Source organism: uncultured Aquimarina sp. (genome assembly GCF_947495315.1).
Lineage (GTDB): Bacteria > Bacteroidota > Bacteroidia > Flavobacteriales > Flavobacteriaceae > Aquimarina.
Map to the genome: position 1 here is coordinate 189,483 of NZ_CANLYD010000010.1, position 21,583 is coordinate 211,065.

Consider the following 21,583-nt stretch of genomic DNA (forward strand, 5'->3'; position numbering starts at 1 on the left):
TTCGTTGGGGATTTTTTTTCACATAAATTACTAATCAATCGAATAAATTATGAATAAAAAACTTTTAATCTCTGGGCTTAGTCTTATATTTTCATTAGGGATACAAGCTCAGGATATTGTACTAAAAGGTAAGGAACTTTTTGGAAAGCTAGAAGCAAGACACATAGGGCCAGCACTAATGAGTGGCCGTGTTATTGATTTAGAAAATCATCCAACGAATAGTAGAATTATATATGTAGGTACTGCTGGTGGTGGAGTATGGAAATCTACTAATGGAGGAGCTAGCTTTGCTCCCATATTTGATGATCATGCACAATCCATAGGTGTTGTGTCTATTGACCCAAATGATCCGGATAATACTGTTTGGGTAGGAACTGGAGAAATCTGGACAAGAAATAGTGTTTCTATTGGAGATGGATTATACAGAACTACCGATGGTGGAGCTAATTGGAAAAAAATGGGATTCGAGAATTCTGAACGAATCAGCAGTATTCAGATAAACCCAAAGAATTCTAATGAAATTTATGTAGGCGTTATAGGTGCTTTATGGGGTGATAGTGAAGATCGAGGAGTCTATAAAACAACCGATGGAGGAAAAACTTGGGAAAAAATCTTATACATTAATCAAAGAACCGGCGCCAATGAAGTAATTATGGACCCTAATGATCCTAATACCTTATATGCTGCCATGTGGGAATTCAGAAGAACAGCTTGGAATTTCAATTCTGGTGGGCCTAATAGCGCACTTTACAAATCCACTGATGCGGGAAAAACCTGGAATAAAATTCATAATGGTTTTCCTAAAGGAGATTTAGGAAGATTTGCAGTAGCCGTAGCGCCATCCAATCCAAAAATAGTATATGCCGTTGTAGAAAGCAAAGAGGATAAAGGTTTATATCGTTCTGATGATGCCGGTGCTAATTGGAAACTACTTAATGGAGATTTTGGACTTGTCGTACGTCCTTTTTACTTCGCTAGAATCGTAGTAGATCCTAAAAACCCAGATATTGTGGCTAAGGGAGGTTTATTCGGCTCCATCTCTAGAGATGGTGGAAAAACTTTCAAAAACCTTGGAAACATGCACGCAGATATCCACGATGTCACATTTGATATCAACAATTCTGATAGAATGTATGTAGGTACTGACGGAGGTGTTTATAGAAGTTGGGATGGCGGATCCACTATGGACATGGTAGATAATCTACCATTATCACAATTCTATCAAATTAGCGTTGATAATGAGGAACCATATAATATTTATGGAGGATTACAAGATAACGGTTCCTGGTATGGCCCATCTTCTTCTCCAGGAGGTGTAGAGGCACGCGATTGGAAACGCATAGGTGTTGGAGACGGTTTTAGAGTGCTTAGGCACCCAACAAAAAAAATTATTTACTCCGAAATGCAAGGAGCGCAAAATGTTTGGAGATATGATATTGATAAAAACAATACCAAAAACGTAAAACCTTTACAAGTAAAAGGAAAGGCTGACCTTCGTTTTAATTGGAATGCACCAATGGCCATAAGCTCACATCAACCAGATAGATTTTATATGGGTAGTCAATTTCTTCATGTAAGTGAAGACATGGGTGATAATTGGAAAATTATTTCTCCAGACCTTACCACTAATGATCCATTAAAACAAGATAAAGAATCTGGAGGTATTTCTACTGATAAGTCGGGCGCAGAAACACATACGACAATTTTTACAATTGCAGAATCACCTTTGGATGAAAAAGTAATATGGGTAGGAACAGATGATGGGAATGTTCAAATAACACAAGACGGAGGAAAAACCTGGACTAATACAACACCAAATATACAAGGGGTTCCTAAAAACACATGGGTATATCATATAGAAGCAAGTAACCACTCTAAAGGAACAGCATATGCAGTTTTCGATGGTCACGCACAGAATGACATGAAACCATATGTTTACAAAACCACCGATTTTGGAAAAACTTGGGAATCTCTGGTAACTGATGATATTATTGGGTTTTCCCGAAATATCCAAGAAGATTATGAGAATGAGAACTTACTATATCTAGGTACAGAATTTGGGCTATTTATAACGATAGATGGAGGGGAAAACTGGTCGCGTTTTACTAATAACATGCCAGCAACCGCTGTCCACTTCATCGATTTACAGAAAAAGACAAATGATCTTGTATTAGGTACACATGGTAGAGGAATCATCATTATTGATGATATTTCTCCATTACGTCAAATTAATCAGGAAATGTTAAAAAAAGATGTTCATTTCTTTGCTTCCAAACCAGCTATAATAAAAGAAGAAGGTGGTTTTGGAGGAGGAAGCACTGAGCTTCAATTTGTCGGAAATAATCCTTCCTCTTCTGGTCAAATTATATATTACTTAAAAAAGAGACACACTTTTGGAAAAATGACTTTGTCCATTCAGGATATAAATGGAAATGAAATTGCTTCTCTCGTACCTGGCAAATCCAAAGGCATTAACATAGCCACATGGGATTTTAGAACAAAAGCACCTAAAGTTGCGGCTGGCAAGTCATATACAGCTGGTGGGTTTACTTCCCCTAGAGCTGCTGCCGGAACATACAAAGTGGTTCTCAAAAAAGGAAAAAACTCTTATGAAAGCTCTATTACACTTCAAAACGATCCAAATTCGGTAGTGACAAATACTGAAAGAGAATCTCATTTTAAAACTACTCAAGAACTTTATAATGATATGGAAGATTTAGCATACTTAGTATACAAAATCGACCAAACTATTAATACTGCAGAAAAGGTAAAAAAAGAAGATTCAAAAGCAACAAAAGTTGCTTCTGCACTAATTACAGAAATGAATTCACTAAAAGAATCTCTAGTTGTAACTACTGGTGATAATTATGTAGCAGAAGCAGAACCACAACTAAGAGAGAAATTAGCTTTATTATATAGTGATGTAGCTAACTTATTTGAAAAGCCATCTTTATCTCAACTAGAAAATAAAGAAGTATTAGAAAATAGATTAAACGAAGCAAAAACTAAATATCAAAAAATAGAAGCAAAGCAATTAGCCAAGTTTAAACAGTATTTAGAAAAGAATAATGCGGGAACTATCAAAATGAAATCAAAAGAAGAATACCTTAGTAAGTAAACTATTCTTAATTAATTTTTACACATAAAAAAGAGCTCTTTTTAAGGGCTCTTTTTTATACTTGGATTTTGCTATCTTAGAAAAAAGATAAAACAGTTTAATCAATTTTATAATAAAAAAATCTTGTTCATAACTGGTTTAAAACTCTAAACACCATAGTCTATTTTGGACGAAACAATTCTGTATTTTTAGTAAACACTCTTTACTATGGAAAACAGGGAATCTAATTTACTGGCAATACGTCCGCAAATTTTAAACGCAAGAGTTTCTGAAAACATGTCAGATGACGAGCAATTTCAGAACAAAACAATCAGGCCCATAATTAAGTTACAGGGCGAATTATTAATTGAAGTGTTCAGAAATTATATCAAGAAAAGAAAAAACACTTTTTACGAATTAACTTTAGAAAAGCGTTTACTTTATATTGATAACGCAATTCAAAAGGATATGAAATTAAGGAATAGTCTAAAAGGAATGATTATAGGTCAGTTTACTGTAGATGAATACTTGATATACATAAAGAATTCTTCTGCTCTAAACAAAAGAATGATGAGCATTGTTAGAGAACGTCTGCATAGTAATGTTCAATTATTAGAACGGGCTATAACCTCCTATTAAAACTTACTATTATGATCAAAAAAAATGCGGATCAAAATTGATCCGCATTTTTAGTATTATTAAAGTCTAGTTTTGGATTAATTTCCTCCTTCTAAAGCTTTAAGTTTATTTTTCATGTCTTCCGCTTTTGGATCATCTAACTGATAAAAAATCTGCATTAACGTACGAACTGCATCAACATTATCTGGCTTAGATTCTAAAGCACCTTCTAAATACGGAATTGCATCTCTATATAAATCTTGTTTTTGCTTTTTAAGAATATCAAACCTCTTATAATCAGCATTAGATGTCCCTAGGCTATTCATTTCTTCATTAAGAGCCGTCTCACCACTTAAAATAATTGCTGCTATATTTATTTGCGCAGAAGCATAATCAGGTTTTACCTCCAAAGCTTTCTTATAGTATTCTAATGCTTTTTCATTATCTCCAAGACGTGATGCACTTACTCCTAAATTATAAAGTAAATTAGGGTTTTCAGGATCATTAGCAACTATCTTCTCCATTAATTCTTGATACTTAGCAATGTTCCCCAATTTATAAAACATATTAGCTTCTTCTTGCATTAAAGCAGGATCGTTTGGGTTCTCTTTCTTAGCCGCCTCCATTGCCTTAATCGCTTCTTCATCTTTACCTTGATTGATATAGATAAGCGCTAAGTTTTTTGTGATCTCTGCTCTTTTCGATTCTGTTTTAGACGCTTCAGGCTTGATATGCGTACCTGCTTTAACAGAGAAATCTCTTAATTCTTTAGAATCAAAAGAATCCACTTCTCCTGTTTCCTTATTAGTAGCTGTATAACGATCTTCAATTCCTTGATATCCAAGATCAATTAGCTCATTATAATATTTCAAAGCAGCGTCATAATCTTTTCCATTTACAGCATTAGATGCAGCAAAGTACAAATAAGAAGTATCTGTTTTTTTTGTTTTGTATCCTAAATAAAGTTTATCTGCAGCCTCTTTATTTTTTCCAGCTTTCTGATCTTCTACTGCTTGTTCAATTAAAGCTTGGCGCAGTGTCTGGATTCCTGTATCTGCTTGCACAGAATATTTTTTACTCCCAGATGTTTCCTCTATTTCTAAAACTTTCGTATAGGCCATTGCAGCATCTTCTATTTTTTCTAATGATTTATCAGATGATGCAGACATAACTTGTCCTTTTAGAAAATAATATTGTGCTTTCATCTTATCATCAGCCGTTTCTAACTGACCTTCTGCCGCTGCTAAAGCTTCACTAGCTACTTCTAAATTACCTGACTTTACTGCCTTTTTAGCCACACTAAGGGCTTTTTTCTGTGAAAAACCAATAGCACTTATGGCTAAAAAAAATGCTAAAATAAATTTAGTTCTCATTACTTGTTTTTTTTTATGGGATTCTTTTTTATTCATTTGTTTCATCAATAGTCGTGCCATCAGTAGCATCGCCATCATTTTGCAAAGATATATTATTTTCTTCAATATTCTCATCTACATCTTCTACTTCATCATCATCATGCATTACTTTAGCTACTGCCGCGATAGAATCTTTACCTTTTAAATTAATTAAACGAACTCCTTGAGTAGCACGCCCCATTACTCTTAAGTCTTCTACTGACAATCTAATAGCAATACCTGATTTATTAATGATCATAAGATCATCCTCATCGGTAACGTTTTTGATAGCTACTAATTGTCCAGTTTTATCCGTAACTGATATGGTCTTCACTCCTTTTCCACCTCTGTTAGTAATCCTATAATCATCTAGTTTCGAGCGTTTTCCATAACCATTTTCTGAAACTACCAGAATATTACTTTCCATATCATTAACAGCAACCATTCCAATTACCTCATCTTTGTCATCAGCAAGTCGAATACCACGTACACCTGATGCTCCACGTCCCATTGGCCTGGTTTTCTCCTCTTCAAAACGAATTGCTTTACCCGACTTAACAGCAAGCATTACTTGGCTTTTCCCATCAGTAAGCTTCGCTTCTAACAATTCATCATTATCCTTAATTGTAATAGCATTTATACCATTAGTTCTAGGTCTGGAATATTGCTCTAGAGAAGTCTTTTTAACCTGACCTTTTTTAGTTGCCATTATGACATAATGCGAATTAATGTATTCTTCATCTTTCAGATCTTGTGTACAGATAAATGCTTTTACCTTATCATCACTCTCGATATTGATCAAGTTTTGTATCGCTCTTCCCTTTGATGTCTTACTTCCTTCTGGAATTTCATAAACTCGCATCCAGAAACATTTCCCTTTTTGGGTAAAAAACAACATATATTGGTGATTGGTACCGACAAAAAGATGTTCTAGGAAGTCTTCGTTACGTGTAGTACTTCCTTTCTGACCAACCCCTCCTCTATTCTGTTTCTTATATTCTGTAAGAGAAGTTCTTTTTATATAACCTGCGTGAGAAATAGTAATCACTACTTTCTCATTTGGTATCATATCTTCAATACTTAAATCTCCACCTGCATATTCTATTTGAGAACGACGATCATCTCCATATTTATCTTTTACTTCAAGAAGTTCTTCCTTAATGATATCCATTCGACGTTCTTTTTTCTCAAGAATATCTTTAAGATCTTCAATAGTTTTCATTAACTCCTCATACTCAGCACGCAATTTATCCTGCTCCAGACCTGTCAACTGGCGTAGACGCATTTCGACAATTGCCTTCGCCTGTATTTCAGAGAGTTTAAATCGATCAATAAGTTTTTCTCTTGCTTCATCTGCGTTAGAAGACGCTCTAATCAATTTGATAACTTCATCTATATTATCAGAAGCAATTATCAGACCTTCTAGTATATGCGCTCTTTCTTCTGCTTTTCTTAACTCATATCTTGTTCTTCGTACAACAACTTCGTGTCTATGCTCCACAAAATGATGAATCATTTCTTTTACATTCAATAACTGTGGTCTTCCTTTAACAAGTGCAATATTATTAACACTAAATGAAGACTGCAAAGCAGTATACTTATATAAAAGATTAAGTACTATATTAGGTATTGCATCTCTTTTTAAGATATAAACGATACGCATTCCTTTTCTATCAGATTCATCTCTAATAGTAGAAATACCATCAATTTTCTTATCATTTACAAGATCGGCAGTTTTCTTTATCATATCTGCCTTGTTCACTTGATAAGGTATTTCAGACACAATAATACATTCTCTACCATTTACTTCTTCAAAACTAGCTTTAGCACGCATTACGATCCTACCCCTACCAGTTTTAAAAGCTTCTCTCACGCCATCATAACCATATATAATACCTCCAGTAGGAAAATCTGGTGCTTTAATGTGTTGAATAAGCTCATCTATTTCGATATCATTATTCTCAATATAAGCAATAGTTCCATCTACAACTTCGCTTAAATTATGAGGAGGCATATTCGTAGCCATACCAACAGCAATACCTGAAGCACCGTTAATCAGTAATCCTGGCACCCTACTTGGTAAAACCGTAGGTTCCTTTAATGTATCATCAAAATTAAATGTGTGATCAACTGTATCCTTGTCAATATCTGCGAGCATATCTTCTGATATTTTTCGCATTCTTGCTTCTGTATAACGCATTGCCGCCGGACTATCTCCATCTACGGATCCAAAGTTACCTTGACCATCTACCAACATATATCGCAAACTCCATTCTTGAGCCATACGAACCATTGTATCGTAAACCGATGTATCACCATGAGGGTGATATTTACCAAGAACCTCACCAACTATTCTTGCTGATTTCTTATGAGCACTACCGGCTTTAACACCTAACTCATACATACCATATAAAACTCTTCTGTGTACTGGTTTAAGACCATCTCTAACATCCGGAAGTGCTCGTGATACAATCACTGACATCGAATAATCGATGTATGCAGACTTCATCTCATCCTCTATATTGATAGGTATTAGCTTTTCTCCTTCTGCCATAAAAATTATTTTATTCTAAAATTGATTTTATTTAACGGGCTAATTTAAGTAAATTAAGACGGTTTTAACTGTCTATACCCTTCATAATATACGTAATTTATTAACAACTTTAACGACCTATATAGTTAATAAGTCTACAAATATAGATTTTGATTATTAATGCTTTTTTTGTCTATTTACTCAGAAAACTTAATAATCCTTTAAATTTGTTTTTTGAATTATTCAAAAAACATTATTTAGATATAAAGAAATATGACACAAAAGGTATTTATGTCAGCTTATCTGTTAATGATGGTTAAAAGGAATAGTTTTTGCCAATGTAATTTTAAAAATTACTATATTTAGTAGTAAAAACACAGAAAAAGAAAGAAACTAATTATATGGATGACAATTTTTCGCCAAGAGTCAAAGATGTGATTGCATACAGTAAAGAGGAAGCGCTAAGATTAGGGCACGATTTTATTGGCACAGAACATCTGATGTTAGGACTATTACGTGATGGAAGTGGGAAAGCAATTAGTATATTGGATGCGTTAGATATAGATTTAACAAATTTAAGAAGAAAAGTTGAAATTCTAAGCCCCGCAAACCCCAACGTAGCAGTAGCTACAAATGAAAAAAAGAATTTACATTTAACTAGACAAGCGGAAAGAGCACTAAAAACTACTTTTTTGGAAGCAAAGTTATTTCAGAGCTCTTCAATCAACACCGCTCATCTATTATTATGTATACTAAGAAATGAAAACGACCCCACTACCAAACTTTTAAATAAGCTAAAAGTGGATTATGATAATGTTAAAGATCAATTTAAATTTATGATTGCTAACGAAGAAGAATATATAGAAAACCCTAAGGCAGAATCATTTTCTGAGGATGATGATATGACCGGGGATGCATCAAAAGAGAATCCTTTTAACTCTCCAGCTGGTGGAACTAAAGCAAGTAAAAAATCTAAAACTCCTGTATTAGATAATTTTGGCAGAGATCTAACTGCTATGGCAGAAGAAGGAAAACTAGATCCAGTAGTAGGACGAACAAAGGAAATAGAACGTGTTTCCCAAATTCTTAGTAGAAGAAAGAAAAACAATCCACTATTAATTGGTGAACCAGGTGTTGGAAAGTCTGCTATTGCTGAAGGTTTAGCGCTGAGGATTATTAAACGAAAAGTATCTCGAATACTGTTTGACAAACGCGTGGTAACGCTAGATTTAGCTAGCCTAGTGGCTGGTACAAAATATAGAGGTCAGTTCGAAGAACGAATGAAAGCAGTAATGAATGAATTAGAAAAAAATGATGATATCATTCTTTTTATAGATGAAATTCATACAATTGTAGGCGCTGGTGGCGCTACAGGAAGTCTAGACGCTTCTAATATGTTTAAGCCCGCATTAGCTAGAGGAGAAATACAATGTATTGGAGCCACTACTTTAGATGAATATAGACAGTATATTGAAAAAGATGGTGCTTTAGAAAGACGTTTCCAAAAAGTTATAGTAGAGCCTACAAATATTGAAGAAACTATAGAGATTCTTGAAAATATAAAGGAAAAATATGAAGAACATCATAATGTAAGCTATACTGACGCAGCGATTCAAGCATGTGTTAAGCTTACGAATAGATACATGACAGACCGCTTTTTACCGGATAAAGCTATAGATGCTTTAGACGAAGCAGGATCAAGAGTGCATATCACAAACATCGATGTTCCTAAAAAGATTCTTGACTTAGAGAAAAAGCTCGAAGAAGTTAGAGAACTTAAGAATAGTGTTGTAAAAAAACAGAAGTACGAAGAAGCTGCTAAGCTTAGAGATGATGAAAAAAATCTTGAAAAAGAATTAGCTCAAGCACAAGAACAATGGGAGAAAGATTCTAAACTTCATAAAGAAATTGTTGATGAGGAAAGCGTAGCTGATGTAGTATCGATGATGACCGGTATACCCGTTAATCGTATCGCTCAAACCGAAAGCAACAAACTTGCTGAATTACCTAATCTCATAAAAGGAAAGGTTATTGGTCAAGATGATGCGGTTTCTAAAGTTGTTAAAGCAATTCAACGTAATCGTGCAGGTCTAAAAGACCCTAACAAACCGATTGGATCCTTTATATTTCTAGGACAGACCGGTGTTGGTAAAACTCAACTCGCCAAGGTGCTTGCAAGAGAACTTTTTGATAGCGAAGACACACTTATTCGTATAGATATGAGTGAGTATATGGAAAAATTCGCTGTTTCCAGACTTATTGGAGCACCTCCGGGATATGTGGGTTACGAAGAAGGTGGCCAGCTTACCGAAAAAGTAAGAAGAAAACCATATGCAGTAATTTTATTGGATGAAATCGAAAAAGCGCACCCTGATGTATTTAACATGATGCTACAAGTATTAGATGATGGATACCTAACGGACAGCCTTGGTCGAAAAATTGATTTCAGAAATGCAATCATTATTATGACATCTAACATTGGAGCACGTAAACTGAAAGATTTTGGACAAGGTGTTGGTTTCGGAACTAGTGCAAAAAAGACCCAATCCGACACTTATGCAAAAGGCGTTATTGAGAACGCGTTAAAAAAAGCATTCGCTCCAGAGTTTTTAAATCGAGTTGATGATGTAATTGTATTTAACGCACTAGAGCGTGAAGATATCCATAAAATCATTGATATCGAATTAGAAAAACTATACGGAAGAATTAATGATCTTGGATATGATTTAGCCCTAAGTGAAAAAGCTAAGGACTATATTACTGAAAAAGGATTTGATAAACAGTATGGAGCAAGACCACTTAAAAGAGCAATCCAAAAGTATATTGAGGATGCTCTGGCGGAAGAAATTATTAGCGCTCAATTACAAGAAGGTGATAGTATTTTCATGGATCTGGATGATGATTCTAGTGAATTAACAATTAAAATCAAGAAAGCCGAAAAACCAACAGAGTCTTAACATACCAAAATAAATTAGACAGAAAAGCTCCTTTTTTTTTTTGAAAAGGGAGCTTTTTTTTACCCTATAAACTTAGATAAATCTTTAGTTTCCTACCGAAAACCTTAATATAAGAATCAAACCTTTCCTGAATTTTGCTCTGAAAAAGATATATCATTAACAAAATAAGCAATCTGAAAACTTAAAAGCACATACTAACAAAGTAACAAACAGAACTTCAAGATTACTTCTATAGGATAAATTTTTCAGCCTTTCGGAGAGAGAAAAGGATTATAAAAAAAAATAATGTCTACAATAATAAAAACCATTTTCAAAACAAAACCTTTGCACTTATCTCACATCAGATTAACTCCTATTCTATTAACCGAAACCATACAAATAGATTGAAACTACCAGAAATACAACTTGCGGTAGTCTCCAACCATCTTCATCAAAAAAGCAAACAAGAGTAGAAAAAAGAATTACTTAAAAACACCCACACAAAAACTTTTAAATATTAAAAAGTATTATTAACAATGAATAAGGGAAAAATCCCAAATAAAACTAAAGACTTCCATTTTTTATATTGCTAAATACATATATTTGCACAACTTAAAGAACACCCCAAATGATTACATCTTATAAGTTAGATTTTGGTCTGATAGAAATCTATGATGACTATATAAAAGTTACAATGGATGAAGGTGTTACTGTTTCTCCTGAACACAATGATGTTTTGCTAGAAATGGTTCACAAACACTATAGTAATAAAGCTTTTTTATACGTAACTCATCGCATTAACTCATATGCCGTTAACCCCACTATCTACTTAGATACGGCAAAAATTCACAACTTAGTTGGATTCGCAGTGGTATCAAATGACCCTAGACAAAAAATTCAAACTAAATTAGAAAAAGCATTTTTTAGTAAAGAATTCAGACAATTTGACACCATGGAATCTGCTCTACAATGGAAAGATGAAATCCTAAAACATGCTATGGATTAACCTCCTAATATTTCCCCTAAAACCTTACTTTTACCTGTTCATGATTTTCATAAGTAATAGTTTTATTGTAACTTATTAAAAAATTAACCATACTTGAATAATAGTTTTGTAATTACAAATGACAGAATACTATGATTTAGGTTTTGCAAAGGTAGAAATCCAAAGAGATTTTTTAAAAAATACTATCGCTGAAGGCTTTTTAGTTAAGCCGGAACACAACAAATTGTTACTTGAGTTTGTTAGGAAATATTTTAACAATAAACCTTTTGTATATATATCCAACAGAGTCAATTCTTATTCAGTTGACCCAACAGTATACCATGAAACCACAAAAATTGATAATCTTATCGGTATAGCGGTTGTTTCAAAAAATCATAGACAACGAAAACTGACAGAATTAGAAAGTAAATTTTTTCAAAAAAGAATAAAATATTTCATAGATATAAACAAAGCATTAGAATGGAAAAATGAGCTATTAGAAAAAAATATCGGTTTTTAACATAAAATTTTTATTTCTATATCCTAAAAACTATATTACGCTCCTAATCTTTTTTTTAATTTACTATCTAAAAATCCCCCAATGATTAGATCTTATAATTTAGACTTTTGCAAATTAGAAATACATTGTGATCATATGATTGCAACTATGTATGAAGGTATTGTTGTTTCCATAAAGAACAACTCTATTCTAATTAAAATTGCAGAAGAACATTTTAAAAACACTCCTTTTGTATATATTACACATCGAATTCATTCGTATTCTGTTGACCCAATTGTATACATAAAGACAGCAAAAATACCTAATCTCGTTGGATTCGCTGTGGTATCTAATGATCCTATACAAAAAACATTAACTAAATACGAAAAAACTTTCTTTGAAAAGGAGTTTAGAAGATTTGATGACATGAAATCTGCATTAACTTGGAAAGATGAAATAATAAAAAAATATTCTCACAAAGATATTACTTCACATAAACAAAAAAAGAGAATCAATTGATTCTCTTTTTTTGTTTATAAAACAGTTATGTTTCTATATTTTATTTAGCAATATTTACTGCCCTTGTTTCTCTAATAACTGTTATCTTAACTTGACCAGGGTAGGTCATATCAGTTTGTATTTTCTGAGAAATTTCAAACGATAAACTAGCAGCTCTTTCGTCATTTACTTTTTCACTTTCTACAATAACACGTAATTCTCTACCAGCCTGAATAGCATAGGCTTTCTTTACACCATTAAATCCGAATGCAATATCTTCGAGATCCTTCAACCTTTGTATATAAGAATCTAACACTTGACGACGAGCTCCAGGTCTCGCTCCACTAATCGCATCACAAACCTGAACGATAGGTGAAATAAGTGCTGTCATTTCTATTTCATCGTGGTGAGCACCAATAGCATTACAAACATCTGGTTTTTCACCATACTTTTCAGCCCATTGCATACCCAAAATAGCATGCGGAACTTCTGTTTCCGTGTCTGGCACCTTACCTATATCGTGCAATAACCCAGCTCTTTTAGCAAGTTTTGGATTAAGCCCAAGTTCTGAAGCCATAACTCCACAAAGCTTTGCTACTTCTCTAGAATGCTGTAATAGATTTTGTCCGTACGAAGAACGATATTTCATTCTACCAACAGTTTTAATCAACTCTGGATGTAATCCGTGAATCCCAAGATCGATAACAGTTCTTTTACCTACTTCTATAATCTCTTCGTCAATTTGCTTTCTGGTTTTCTTTACTATTTCTTCAATACGTGCTGGATGTATTCTTCCATCAGTTACTAATTTATGTAAAGAGAGGCGAGCAACTTCTCGTCTTACAGAATCAAAACAAGATAATATAATTGCTTCAGGAGTATCATCAACAATAATTTCTACTCCAGTAGCTGCTTCTATAGCCCTAATATTCCTACCTTCACGACCTATAATACGCCCTTTTACGTCATCACTTTCTATATTAAATACCGATACACAATTCTCTACTGCTTCTTCTGTACCTATTCGTTGTATGGTATTTATAATCACTTTCTTAGCCTCCTGTTGAGCAGTTAGCTTAGCTTCTTCTATAGTACTCTGTATCAATGCCATAGAATCAGTCTTGGCTTGTTCTTTCAAAGACTCTACAAGCTGCTCTTTTGCTTCCTCCGCAGACAATCCAGATATTACTTCTAATTGTTGCACTTGACTTTTGTGAAGCTTCTTTAACTCACTTTGTTTTTTCTCAAGATACTCATTACGATGATTGTAATCCTTAATCTTTTGCTCTAGCTCAGTACTTAATTTCTTTCCTTTAGAAAGCTCGTTAGAAATTTGAGATTCTTTATCCCTAGTTCTTTTTTCCGCTTCAGCCATTTTTTTATCGCGAGATAAAATCACTTTTTCATGCTCCGATTTCAATTCTATGAATTTTTCTTTAGCCTGAAGTATTTTATCTTTTTTAATAGCCTCTCCTTCACTCTTAGCTTCTCTAATAATGCTTTGAGATGTTTTTTTAGCGCTTTTGATAATTTCTGAAGCTCTACTGCGCTCTAACACTTTAGCAATAATAAAACCTATCACTAAACCCGCCACTGCCGCAATAATCAAAAATATAATGTTATCCATAATCCTAGTTAGTGTTTATATATAAAAAAAGCCTGCACTAGCATGGGTTTTGTATAAACTCTGTAAAAACAGGTTTAGGGCTAACAAATTGCTCAAGGATCCGCGAGACTGATATAGATCAGCACGGCTTGCTTTTACAACTTAAACTCACCCTTTTGAAATAATTCTTGTTGAGTTTATCAAAAAATAATAACTAGTGCAGGCAGTAACCTTATTTATTTTAATGAACGTTTACGATAGATGATCTTGCAACAAAGTATTCAGGGCACTTAATCGACCTGTTACATTTATCTCATCACTATCTTTATCTATAACCTTTTGTTCTACTTGTGCAGCAAATTGCAAAGCACACATCGCTAATACATCTTGCTTATCTCTCACTGCATAACTTTGCTCAAACTGTTTAATCATGGCCTCAATCTTTTTAGCTGCTTTCCTTAATCCTTCTTCCTGATCAGGATTAATCGTTAATGGATACACTCGATCCGCAACTGATAATTTGATTTTTAATTTGTCTGCCATATTTTATATTACTCGGATAGCTGCGCTATACACACATCTATCTCCCTTATTAAGGCATTTATTTTGAGCTTGGTTTCCCTTTTGTATTCGTCACTGCCTAGCATTGCATTTGCATTTTTGAGCGCACTGAATTTTTCTTCCCATTGTTTTAACTGATCAATCTGAAGTTCTGAATTAGCCTTCAAATCTTTTATTTTATCTCTAAGATCAGCATTTTGTTGTTTAAGCAAGTCATGCTTATGAATCAACTTACTTATCCTATTCTCAAGAGAATCAACAATTTCAATTAAATCACTCATTATAATTTCACGCAATACTTCGTTACACAAAGTTAACATACCAATTGAAAAAACCCAATAGTTTTTAAACTAATTTTATAGCTCCAATATCTCATCAATCAAGTGGTTAGTTTATAGCCTTTTAGTTTTTAATTAAACATCACTTTAATTTTAATTCCTAAATATTTACATTTACTCCCTATGCGCATAATAATATCATTTTTAATACTCAATATTGGAATTGGGTACTGTCAAAAAGACATTCCGAAAGATTATTTCATAAATCCTTTAGACATTCCTCTTGCGGTTTCCGGAACTTATGGAGAGCTAAGATCCAATCATTTTCACTCTGGTTTAGATTTAAAAACCGAAGGTCAGGAAGGCTTAAAGGTATATGCAGCAGGAACAGGAACTATAACTAGAATAAAAATTTCTTATTTTGGCTATGGAAAAGCAATGTATATATCACACCCTAATGGTTATACTTCTGTGTATGCACACCTACAAAAATTTTCTCCTGAAATAGAAGCATATATTAAAAAAAGGCAATACGCAAAAGAGTCTTATGAAATCGAGCTTTTTCCGAAGGCAGGAGCTTTATCTGTTAAACAAGGAGATGTAATTGCCTACAGTGGTAATACAGGAGGTAGCGGTGGTCCGCATTTACATTTTGAAATAAGAGATGCGAAAGCAAGACCAATGAACCCTATGTGTTTTGGTATTGACATCAAGGACACTAAAAAACCTACAATTAATAGTGTTTGGTTATACAGTCTTGATGGAAACTCACATGTTAATGGAAACCAACAACCTACAAAATTAAGATTAATACCACTAGACAATGGTAGTTTTAAAGCTGAAGATGTTAACGCTATAGGGAAAATAGGAATTGGTGTTTCTACAATAGATCAACAAAACTTGGCAGCCAATAAAAATGGAATTTATAAAATTTCGACGGAGTTAAATGGTCAGGAAAATTTTTCTATGGAAATGAGACGGTTTTCGTTTTCGGAAACTCGTTATATTAATAGATTAATTGATTACCCATACTATAAAAAGAATCGCAGTAGGATTACAAAACTCTTTATTGAAAAAAATAATCCGCTTACTATTTATAAGAATACCATTGATAAAGGTATTTTTAAAGTAGAAGATAGTTTATCGTATACGGCTAAGGTTTTAGTGAAAGATTTTAAGGACAATACCACTGTAATTAGTATCCCAATACAAGGGAAACAACTGGCTGAAATTTCAAAAAAAGAGGTTATTAAGACCCCATATTTAGCTCAGTCAACAGAGAATTTCACATTTAATTCTGGGATTTTTGATTTATACATTCCTAAAGGTAGTTTGTACGAAAATGCATATTTAGATATTCAGGCTAATGGTGATACTATCAAAATTCATCAGGATGAAATTCCATTACACAAAAACATGACAATTGTATTTGATGTTTCTAATTATAGCGAATCAGATAGGAAAAAGTTATATATCGGAAGATTAGGATATAACAACAAACATTATTATGTAAAAACAAATAAAAAAAGTAATCGTTTTTCGACAAGAACCAGAACCCTAGGCAGTTACTCTTTATTTACTGATCTTAATAAACCTACAATAGTTCCTATCAATGTATCTGACAAAAAATGGATGTCTAAAGCTAATTTTTTAAAAATTAAGATTGATGATGCGGATTCTGGCGTAAAAAGCTATAGAGCCACAATAAACGGGAAATTCATTTTGATGGAATATGATTACAAAACCGGAATGCTGGTTTATGATTTTAATGACAAAATAATTGCTGAGACAGAAAATAAATTTAAACTTATTGTGTTAGATAAAGTAGGAAATAATGCTACATTTGAAACAACATTCTTTAGAAAACCGTAAATAGATATATTCTTTGAAAAATCTCCACTTCCTTTTTGTTTTTTTTCTAGCCTTCATAAGTCATAACATAATAGCTCAAAACGCAGTCGTAAAAGGTGTTGTTCTTAATGAGTCCAACAAACCAATCGTTGGAGCCAATGTATCCTATAAAAATTCTGGAACGCTAACGGATGAAAATGGTGTATATGTACTTAGTATTCCAGCTAATGAGGACATAAAAATTAAAATAAGCCATGTTGGATTAAAGGATATTACTTTCACTATTAATCTAAAGGAAAATCAAGAATACGAATTAAACCCTATATTAAAAACAGATATCGAGCAAATCAGTGAAGTAATTATCACTGGTAGAGAACGAAAAGCGGTAGAAGGTATTACCACATTAGACCCGGAAACAATTCGTATTACTCCATCTGCTAATGCTGGTGTAGAAGGCTTACTAAAAACACTACCAGGAGTGAGTTCTAATAACGAATTAAGCACTCAATATTCGGTAAGAGGAGGTAATTTTGATGAAAACTTAGTATACGTTAATGAAATAGAGGTGTATCGTCCTTTTCTTATTCGTTCGGGACAACAAGAAGGATTAAGTTTTGTGAATACAGACTTGGTAAGAAACGTGGATTTCTCTGCAGGTGGTTTTCAGGCCAAATATGGAGACAAACTCTCTTCTGTTCTGGATATAACATATCGCAGACCTACACGGTTTGATGTAACAGCTGACCTAAGTTTATTAGGAGGTAGTATATCTGCCGGAGGAATAACAAAGGACAAAAAATTTGCGGGAGTAGTTGGTGTTCGATACAGAGATAATAGTCTTTTAGTAGATGCCAGACAAACTGAAACTAATTTTAGACCTAGATTCGCGGATTTACAAACCTACCTTTCTTATAACTTCTCTGATAAGTTTGAATTAGGTTTTTTAGGTAACATTGCGATCAACAAATACGATTATGAACCGTTAACTCGTCAAACCAATTTTGGTACAATTACAAATCCAATTGCATTAACGATTTTCTATGATGGTCAGGAAAAAGATCAGTATGAAACTTATTTTGGCGCATTAAAAGGTACGTATCAAGCTAATGAAAATTTAACTTTAAAATTGATTGGCTCTGCTTATCATACGCAAGAACAAGAGTACTTTGATATTTTTGCAGCTTACTTTTTAGGCGCAGTTAATACCGATATTGGTAGTGAAGATCTTGGTGAAGTTGAGTTCAATGAAGGTATTGGTTCCCAACTTACTCATGCAAGGAATGACCTGGACGCTTTGATATTTAATCTCGAACACAAGGGAACCTATATTGCGGATGAGCATCAAATAGATTGGGGTATAAAATATACTTCTGAAGATATTAGAGATCGAATCCAGGAATATGAAGTTATTGACTCTGCTGGATTTTCAATTCGTCCACCTGGTACTTTTATTAATGATCAACCTTATAGTCCTAATGCGAGTCCTATTGTCCCTTTTACCAGTGTAAGAGCAATTAATATGGTTAATATCGACCGGTTTTCAGGATACGCTCAGTATAGTTTCCGATCTACTATCAAAGAACATGAAATTTGGATGAATGCAGGAGTAAGAGCGCACAATTGGAATGTTTCGGGAGATGGAATTAGTAGCACTTCTCAGACAGTATTTAGCCCTAGAGCACAAATAGCTATTAAACCCAACTGGAAAGCAGATATGATCTTCAGACTTTCTGGAGGATGGTATCATCAACCACCTTTTTATAGAGAACTAAGAGATATTCAAGGGACTGTGCAACCCGATGTAAAAGCTCAGCAATCTATTCACCTAGTCGCTGGTAATGATTATAGTTTTAATATGTGGGACAGACCTTTTAAACTTACCACAGAATTGTATTATAAAAAACTTACAGATGTTAATTCGTATACCATAGAAAATGTAAGAATTCGATACCGAGCCAACAACAATGCTGAAGCATATGCCGCAGGGTTTGATTTAAGACTAAATGGTGAATTTGTTCCTGGAACTGAAAGCTGGGTAAGTCTTGGTTTGCTAAAAACTGAAGAAAACCTCGATAATAGAGGCTATATTGCAAGACCTACGGACCAAAGAGTAAAAGTCGGAGCACTGTTTCAGGATTATGTACCTACAATTCCTAATTTAAAAATGTATCTCAATCTGGTATACCAAACAGGTGTTCCTGGCGGCTCTCCAAGTAATGCCGATCCTTATAACTTTCAGACAAGATTAAGAGATTATCGAAGAGCAGATTTAGGAATTTCTTATATCGTAGTAGATCAAAAAATAAGACGTAAAGAAGGTAGTTTCTTTAATAAATTCCGAGAATTGAATGTAGGGTTCGAAATTTTTAATGTTTTTGATAATCTAAATTCTATTACAAACACCTTCGTTAGAGATGTTGCATCTCAACAACAATTTTCTATTCCAAACTTCCTAACCCAAAGAGTTTTTAATGTACGATTAGGAATGAAGTTTTAACCTACATAAATATTCTGAATAGCATTTATGAAAAAGTTACTTCTAATTCTGCTCATAAATTTCTATAGTTATTCTCAAACCACATTTTGCGAATATGCGGAAATTACTTCCAAAATGATTCAGGATAAGGACTACTTAACTGCGCTTGAACTTTTACAAGAATTCAAGGCTGATTTCCCAGAGAAAAAAAACATTATCGAGTATCAAACAGCACTTGCTTCCTACCATCTTGGTTATATAGATAAGGCTGTTGCTATTTTAGAGAATTTAATTGAAATACCAGATCAATCAAGTTCCAGATTTGAGTTAAATACTTGTGCTTTTAGGTATGAAGAAAATGACAAGACATATTATAATTTATTCAGCAAAGAGTTAATATGGCGCCAAAAAGTGAAAGTCTATGAACTTTTATCTGATATCGCACGTAGTAATAATGAATATGCAAAAGCCTTAGAACTCCTAGAAACTTCTTTAAAAATCAAAAGACAAAACAAGCAAAGATATAGCTGTGGAAACGCGGCACAAAGTGATATTCTAAATTTTGAAAGAAAACGGTTTGATCTTTTGGTTAAATTAGAAAAATATAAAGAAGCCAATGATTATGGATCCCAATTACTTTTATATACAACAGTCCGGAAAAACAATCCTATTTTTCTGGATAAAATTCTTAAAAATTTACAAAAAGAGTATACAATTTCTGAAATTAAAGAAGAATTAAATACAAATATTAATCACATAAAGCAAGGAAATATTACTATAAATGGTATTCATCAAAAGAAATGGTATTATATCATTTTTTTTCGTCATAAGATATTCGTTCCTTTTATCTCTAGTAAGAATCTTTCCGCTGAAGGAGAAAAACTTAAAAAAAGAAAAAACTATCAATACATAATGAATTATAAATGATAAGCGCACTGAAAACTATCCTTCAATAAACTCTTTTAAAACACCAATTACATAATCCACCTCTTCTTTGGTATTATATTTAGAAAATGAAAATCTAATCGAAGGTTTGAGAATATCTTCTTCAGAAAGTATTTCTGTTAACACATGAGAGCCCTTGCTGCTTCCACTTTGACAAGCACTTCCTTTGGAGCAAGCTATTCCTTTAATATCTAACTGAAATAAAAGAATACCAGCTTTTTCTTGAGATATCGGAAGACACACATTGATTAAAGTATACGTACTATGACTTAAATCACAGCAGTTTGCATTAAACTTGACACCATCAATTTGCTCCTTTAGTTGATCTATAAAGTATTGCTTGATATTAGAAATATACGCTTTTTCTTCTTCCATGTGTTCATACGCCAAACGTAATGCCTCGTCCATACCGGCAATATTATGCACTCCTTCTGTTCCGCCACGATATCCTCTCTCCTGCTCTCCTCCATAAATCAATGGTTTTAATCCAGAGTTCCTTTTGATATATGCAAAACCAACTCCTTTAGGACCATGAAACTTATGAGCACTAACAGCGGTAAAATCCACCTGTAATTCACTAAGCTTTACATCTAGATGCCCTATCGATTGTACCATATCACTATGAAAAAGAGCTCCTTGTTCATTACACAAACTACCAACTTTATCAATATCTAAAATAGTTCCTACTTCATTATTCACATGCATTAGGCTCACTAATGTTTTAACAGAACTAGTAACCAATAACTCTTCTAAGTGGTTATAATCAATAGAACCGTCTGGAGTAATATTCACATAGCTTATAGATATATTGGTCTGCGATTGTATTTCTTGGACTGTGTGTAAAACCGCATGGTGTTCAATTTTTGAAGTAATAATATGCTTTACACCTAAATCTCTAACAGCACTATTTAACGCAAGATTATCAGCTTCGGTTCCACCAGATGTAAAAATAATTTCAGAAGCTTTTACTCCTAAGTATTTTGCAATATTCTTTCGAGCTTGCTCAATATGATTTTTAGCAGATCTACCAAACCCATGAGTAGAAGAAGGATTCCCATAATCCTCTCTTAACACCAAAGTCATCTTATCAATCACTTCGGGGCGTAACTGTGTAGTTGCAGCACTATCGAAATAAACCTTTTGCATTAAATCTAAAAAATTAATTATTAACCAATAAAAAAATACAATTAATGCAGTAATAAACAATGCATTTTATCATATCCTTATTTTATAACCGCAAATCTAATTCAAATAAAATTATTTTCCTTGCTGCACGTTATAATCTTTCAATTCCATTATTTTTGTCAAA

The 21,583-nt window shown here is 33.4% G+C and carries 15 protein-coding genes and 1 other RNA gene; 9 read left to right on the forward strand and 7 right to left on the reverse strand.

Translation table 11 applies throughout. From position 1 onward, the window contains the following. Positions 1–49 precede the first annotated feature (49 nt). Together Q0910_RS17780 and Q0910_RS17785 are read left to right on the forward strand one after the other, a co-directional pair. Positions 50–3,118: a hypothetical protein gene (locus tag Q0910_RS17780; RefSeq protein ID WP_299219294.1), complete on the forward strand. Its 3,069-nt coding sequence runs from the start codon at positions 50–52 to the stop codon at positions 3,116–3,118. Between the two features lie 207 nt (positions 3,119–3,325). Next, on the forward strand, positions 3,326–3,736 hold the full coding sequence (locus Q0910_RS17785; RefSeq protein ID WP_299219296.1) for a glyoxalase: 411 nt from the start codon (positions 3,326–3,328) through the stop codon (positions 3,734–3,736). 77 nt (positions 3,737–3,813) lie between these two features. Here the strand turns inward: Q0910_RS17785 and Q0910_RS17790 are convergent, their stop codons facing one another. Both Q0910_RS17790 and gyrA read right to left on the reverse strand, forming a co-directional pair. After that, positions 3,814–5,088 (reverse strand): tetratricopeptide repeat protein, encoded by a 1,275-nt coding sequence (locus Q0910_RS17790; protein ID WP_299219298.1) that lies wholly within the window; start codon positions 5,086–5,088, stop codon positions 3,814–3,816. Positions 5,089–5,116: 28 nt separating this feature from the next. Then, positions 5,117–7,660 carry a DNA gyrase subunit A gene (gyrA, locus tag Q0910_RS17795; protein WP_299219300.1) on the reverse strand — a complete coding sequence of 848 codons (2,544 nt, stop codon included), beginning with the start codon at positions 7,658–7,660 and terminating at the stop codon, positions 5,117–5,119. A gap of 380 nt (positions 7,661–8,040) precedes the next feature. Between gyrA and Q0910_RS17800 the strand changes: the two genes are divergently transcribed. From Q0910_RS17800 to Q0910_RS17815, 4 genes are all read left to right on the forward strand, one after another. Beyond that, complete coding sequence (locus Q0910_RS17800) at positions 8,041–10,596, forward strand: ATP-dependent Clp protease ATP-binding subunit (protein WP_299219303.1); 2,556 nt, start codon at positions 8,041–8,043, stop codon at positions 10,594–10,596. Between the two features lie 607 nt (positions 10,597–11,203). Further along, positions 11,204–11,581, forward strand: a complete 378-nt coding sequence (locus Q0910_RS17805; protein WP_299219305.1) for a hypothetical protein — start codon at positions 11,204–11,206, stop codon at positions 11,579–11,581. A 118-nt stretch (positions 11,582–11,699) separates the two neighbouring features. Continuing rightward, a complete protein-coding gene (locus tag Q0910_RS17810) occupies positions 11,700–12,080 on the forward strand; it encodes an STAS/SEC14 domain-containing protein (RefSeq protein WP_299219308.1) in 381 nt (126 codons plus the stop codon). An 81-nt stretch (positions 12,081–12,161) separates the two neighbouring features. Further along, positions 12,162–12,578, forward strand: a complete 417-nt coding sequence (locus Q0910_RS17815) for a hypothetical protein (RefSeq protein WP_299219310.1) — start codon at positions 12,162–12,164, stop codon at positions 12,576–12,578. Between the two features lie 40 nt (positions 12,579–12,618). Here Q0910_RS17815 and rny read toward each other — a convergent pair whose 3' ends face one another. The 4 genes from rny to Q0910_RS17835 all read right to left on the reverse strand — a co-directional run bounded on the left by rny (position 12,619) and on the right by Q0910_RS17835 (position 15,005). Further along, positions 12,619–14,184 (reverse strand): ribonuclease Y, encoded by a 1,566-nt coding sequence (rny, locus tag Q0910_RS17820; protein ID WP_299219312.1) that lies wholly within the window; start codon positions 14,182–14,184, stop codon positions 12,619–12,621. 55 nt (positions 14,185–14,239) lie between these two features. Then, a non-coding RNA gene (gene ssrS / locus Q0910_RS17825) (6S RNA) lies at positions 14,240–14,360 on the reverse strand. Positions 14,361–14,415: 55 nt separating this feature from the next. Continuing rightward, complete coding sequence (locus Q0910_RS17830; RefSeq protein WP_118462813.1) at positions 14,416–14,706, reverse strand: cell division protein ZapA; 291 nt, start codon at positions 14,704–14,706, stop codon at positions 14,416–14,418. 8 nt (positions 14,707–14,714) lie between these two features. Continuing rightward, entirely contained in the window at positions 14,715–15,005 is a 291-nt protein-coding gene (locus Q0910_RS17835) for a hypothetical protein (protein WP_299219314.1), read from the reverse strand. A gap of 180 nt (positions 15,006–15,185) precedes the next feature. Here Q0910_RS17835 and Q0910_RS17840 point away from each other — a divergent pair, with 180 nt between their 5' ends. From Q0910_RS17840 to Q0910_RS17850, 3 genes are read left to right on the forward strand one after another with little or no spacing between them, the layout of a single operon-like run. After that, positions 15,186–16,874, forward strand: a complete 1,689-nt coding sequence (locus Q0910_RS17840) for a M23 family metallopeptidase (protein WP_299219316.1) — start codon at positions 15,186–15,188, stop codon at positions 16,872–16,874. A gap of 13 nt (positions 16,875–16,887) precedes the next feature. Then, complete coding sequence (locus Q0910_RS17845) at positions 16,888–19,350, forward strand: TonB-dependent receptor (protein WP_299219318.1); 2,463 nt, start codon at positions 16,888–16,890, stop codon at positions 19,348–19,350. A gap of 27 nt (positions 19,351–19,377) precedes the next feature. Continuing rightward, positions 19,378–20,256, forward strand: a complete 879-nt coding sequence (locus Q0910_RS17850; RefSeq protein WP_299219320.1) for a hypothetical protein — start codon at positions 19,378–19,380, stop codon at positions 20,254–20,256. 15 nt (positions 20,257–20,271) lie between these two features. Here Q0910_RS17850 and Q0910_RS17855 read toward each other — a convergent pair whose 3' ends face one another. Further along, positions 20,272–21,420, reverse strand: a complete 1,149-nt coding sequence (locus Q0910_RS17855) for a cysteine desulfurase family protein (RefSeq protein ID WP_299219322.1) — start codon at positions 21,418–21,420, stop codon at positions 20,272–20,274. Positions 21,421–21,583 lie beyond the last annotated feature (163 nt).

Bases quoted from the DNA above. Each gene is read 5' to 3' on its own strand.
- Q0910_RS17850 (WP_299219320.1), top strand. From the start codon at position 19,378: ATGAAAAAGTTACTTCTAATTCTGCTCATAAATTTCTATAGTTATTCT.
- Q0910_RS17780 (WP_299219294.1), top strand. From the start codon at position 50: ATGAATAAAAAACTTTTAATCTCTGGGCTTAGTCTTATATTTTCATTA.
- Q0910_RS17840 (WP_299219316.1), top strand. From the start codon at position 15,186: ATGCGCATAATAATATCATTTTTAATACTCAATATTGGAATTGGGTAC.
- Q0910_RS17800 (WP_299219303.1), top strand. From the start codon at position 8,041: ATGGATGACAATTTTTCGCCAAGAGTCAAAGATGTGATTGCATACAGT.
- Q0910_RS17830 (WP_118462813.1), bottom strand. From the start codon at position 14,706: ATGGCAGACAAATTAAAAATCAAATTATCAGTTGCGGATCGAGTGTAT.
- Q0910_RS17815 (WP_299219310.1), top strand. From the start codon at position 12,162: ATGATTAGATCTTATAATTTAGACTTTTGCAAATTAGAAATACATTGT.
- Q0910_RS17835 (WP_299219314.1), bottom strand. From the start codon at position 15,005: ATGAGTGATTTAATTGAAATTGTTGATTCTCTTGAGAATAGGATAAGT.
- Q0910_RS17805 (WP_299219305.1), top strand. From the start codon at position 11,204: ATGATTACATCTTATAAGTTAGATTTTGGTCTGATAGAAATCTATGAT.
- rny (WP_299219312.1), bottom strand. From the start codon at position 14,184: ATGGATAACATTATATTTTTGATTATTGCGGCAGTGGCGGGTTTAGTG.
- Q0910_RS17855 (WP_299219322.1), bottom strand. From the start codon at position 21,420: ATGCAAAAGGTTTATTTCGATAGTGCTGCAACTACACAGTTACGCCCC.
- Q0910_RS17790 (WP_299219298.1), bottom strand. From the start codon at position 5,088: ATGAGAACTAAATTTATTTTAGCATTTTTTTTAGCCATAAGTGCTATT.
- Q0910_RS17785 (WP_299219296.1), top strand. From the start codon at position 3,326: ATGGAAAACAGGGAATCTAATTTACTGGCAATACGTCCGCAAATTTTA.
- Q0910_RS17810 (WP_299219308.1), top strand. From the start codon at position 11,700: ATGACAGAATACTATGATTTAGGTTTTGCAAAGGTAGAAATCCAAAGA.
- gyrA (WP_299219300.1), bottom strand. From the start codon at position 7,660: ATGGCAGAAGGAGAAAAGCTAATACCTATCAATATAGAGGATGAGATG.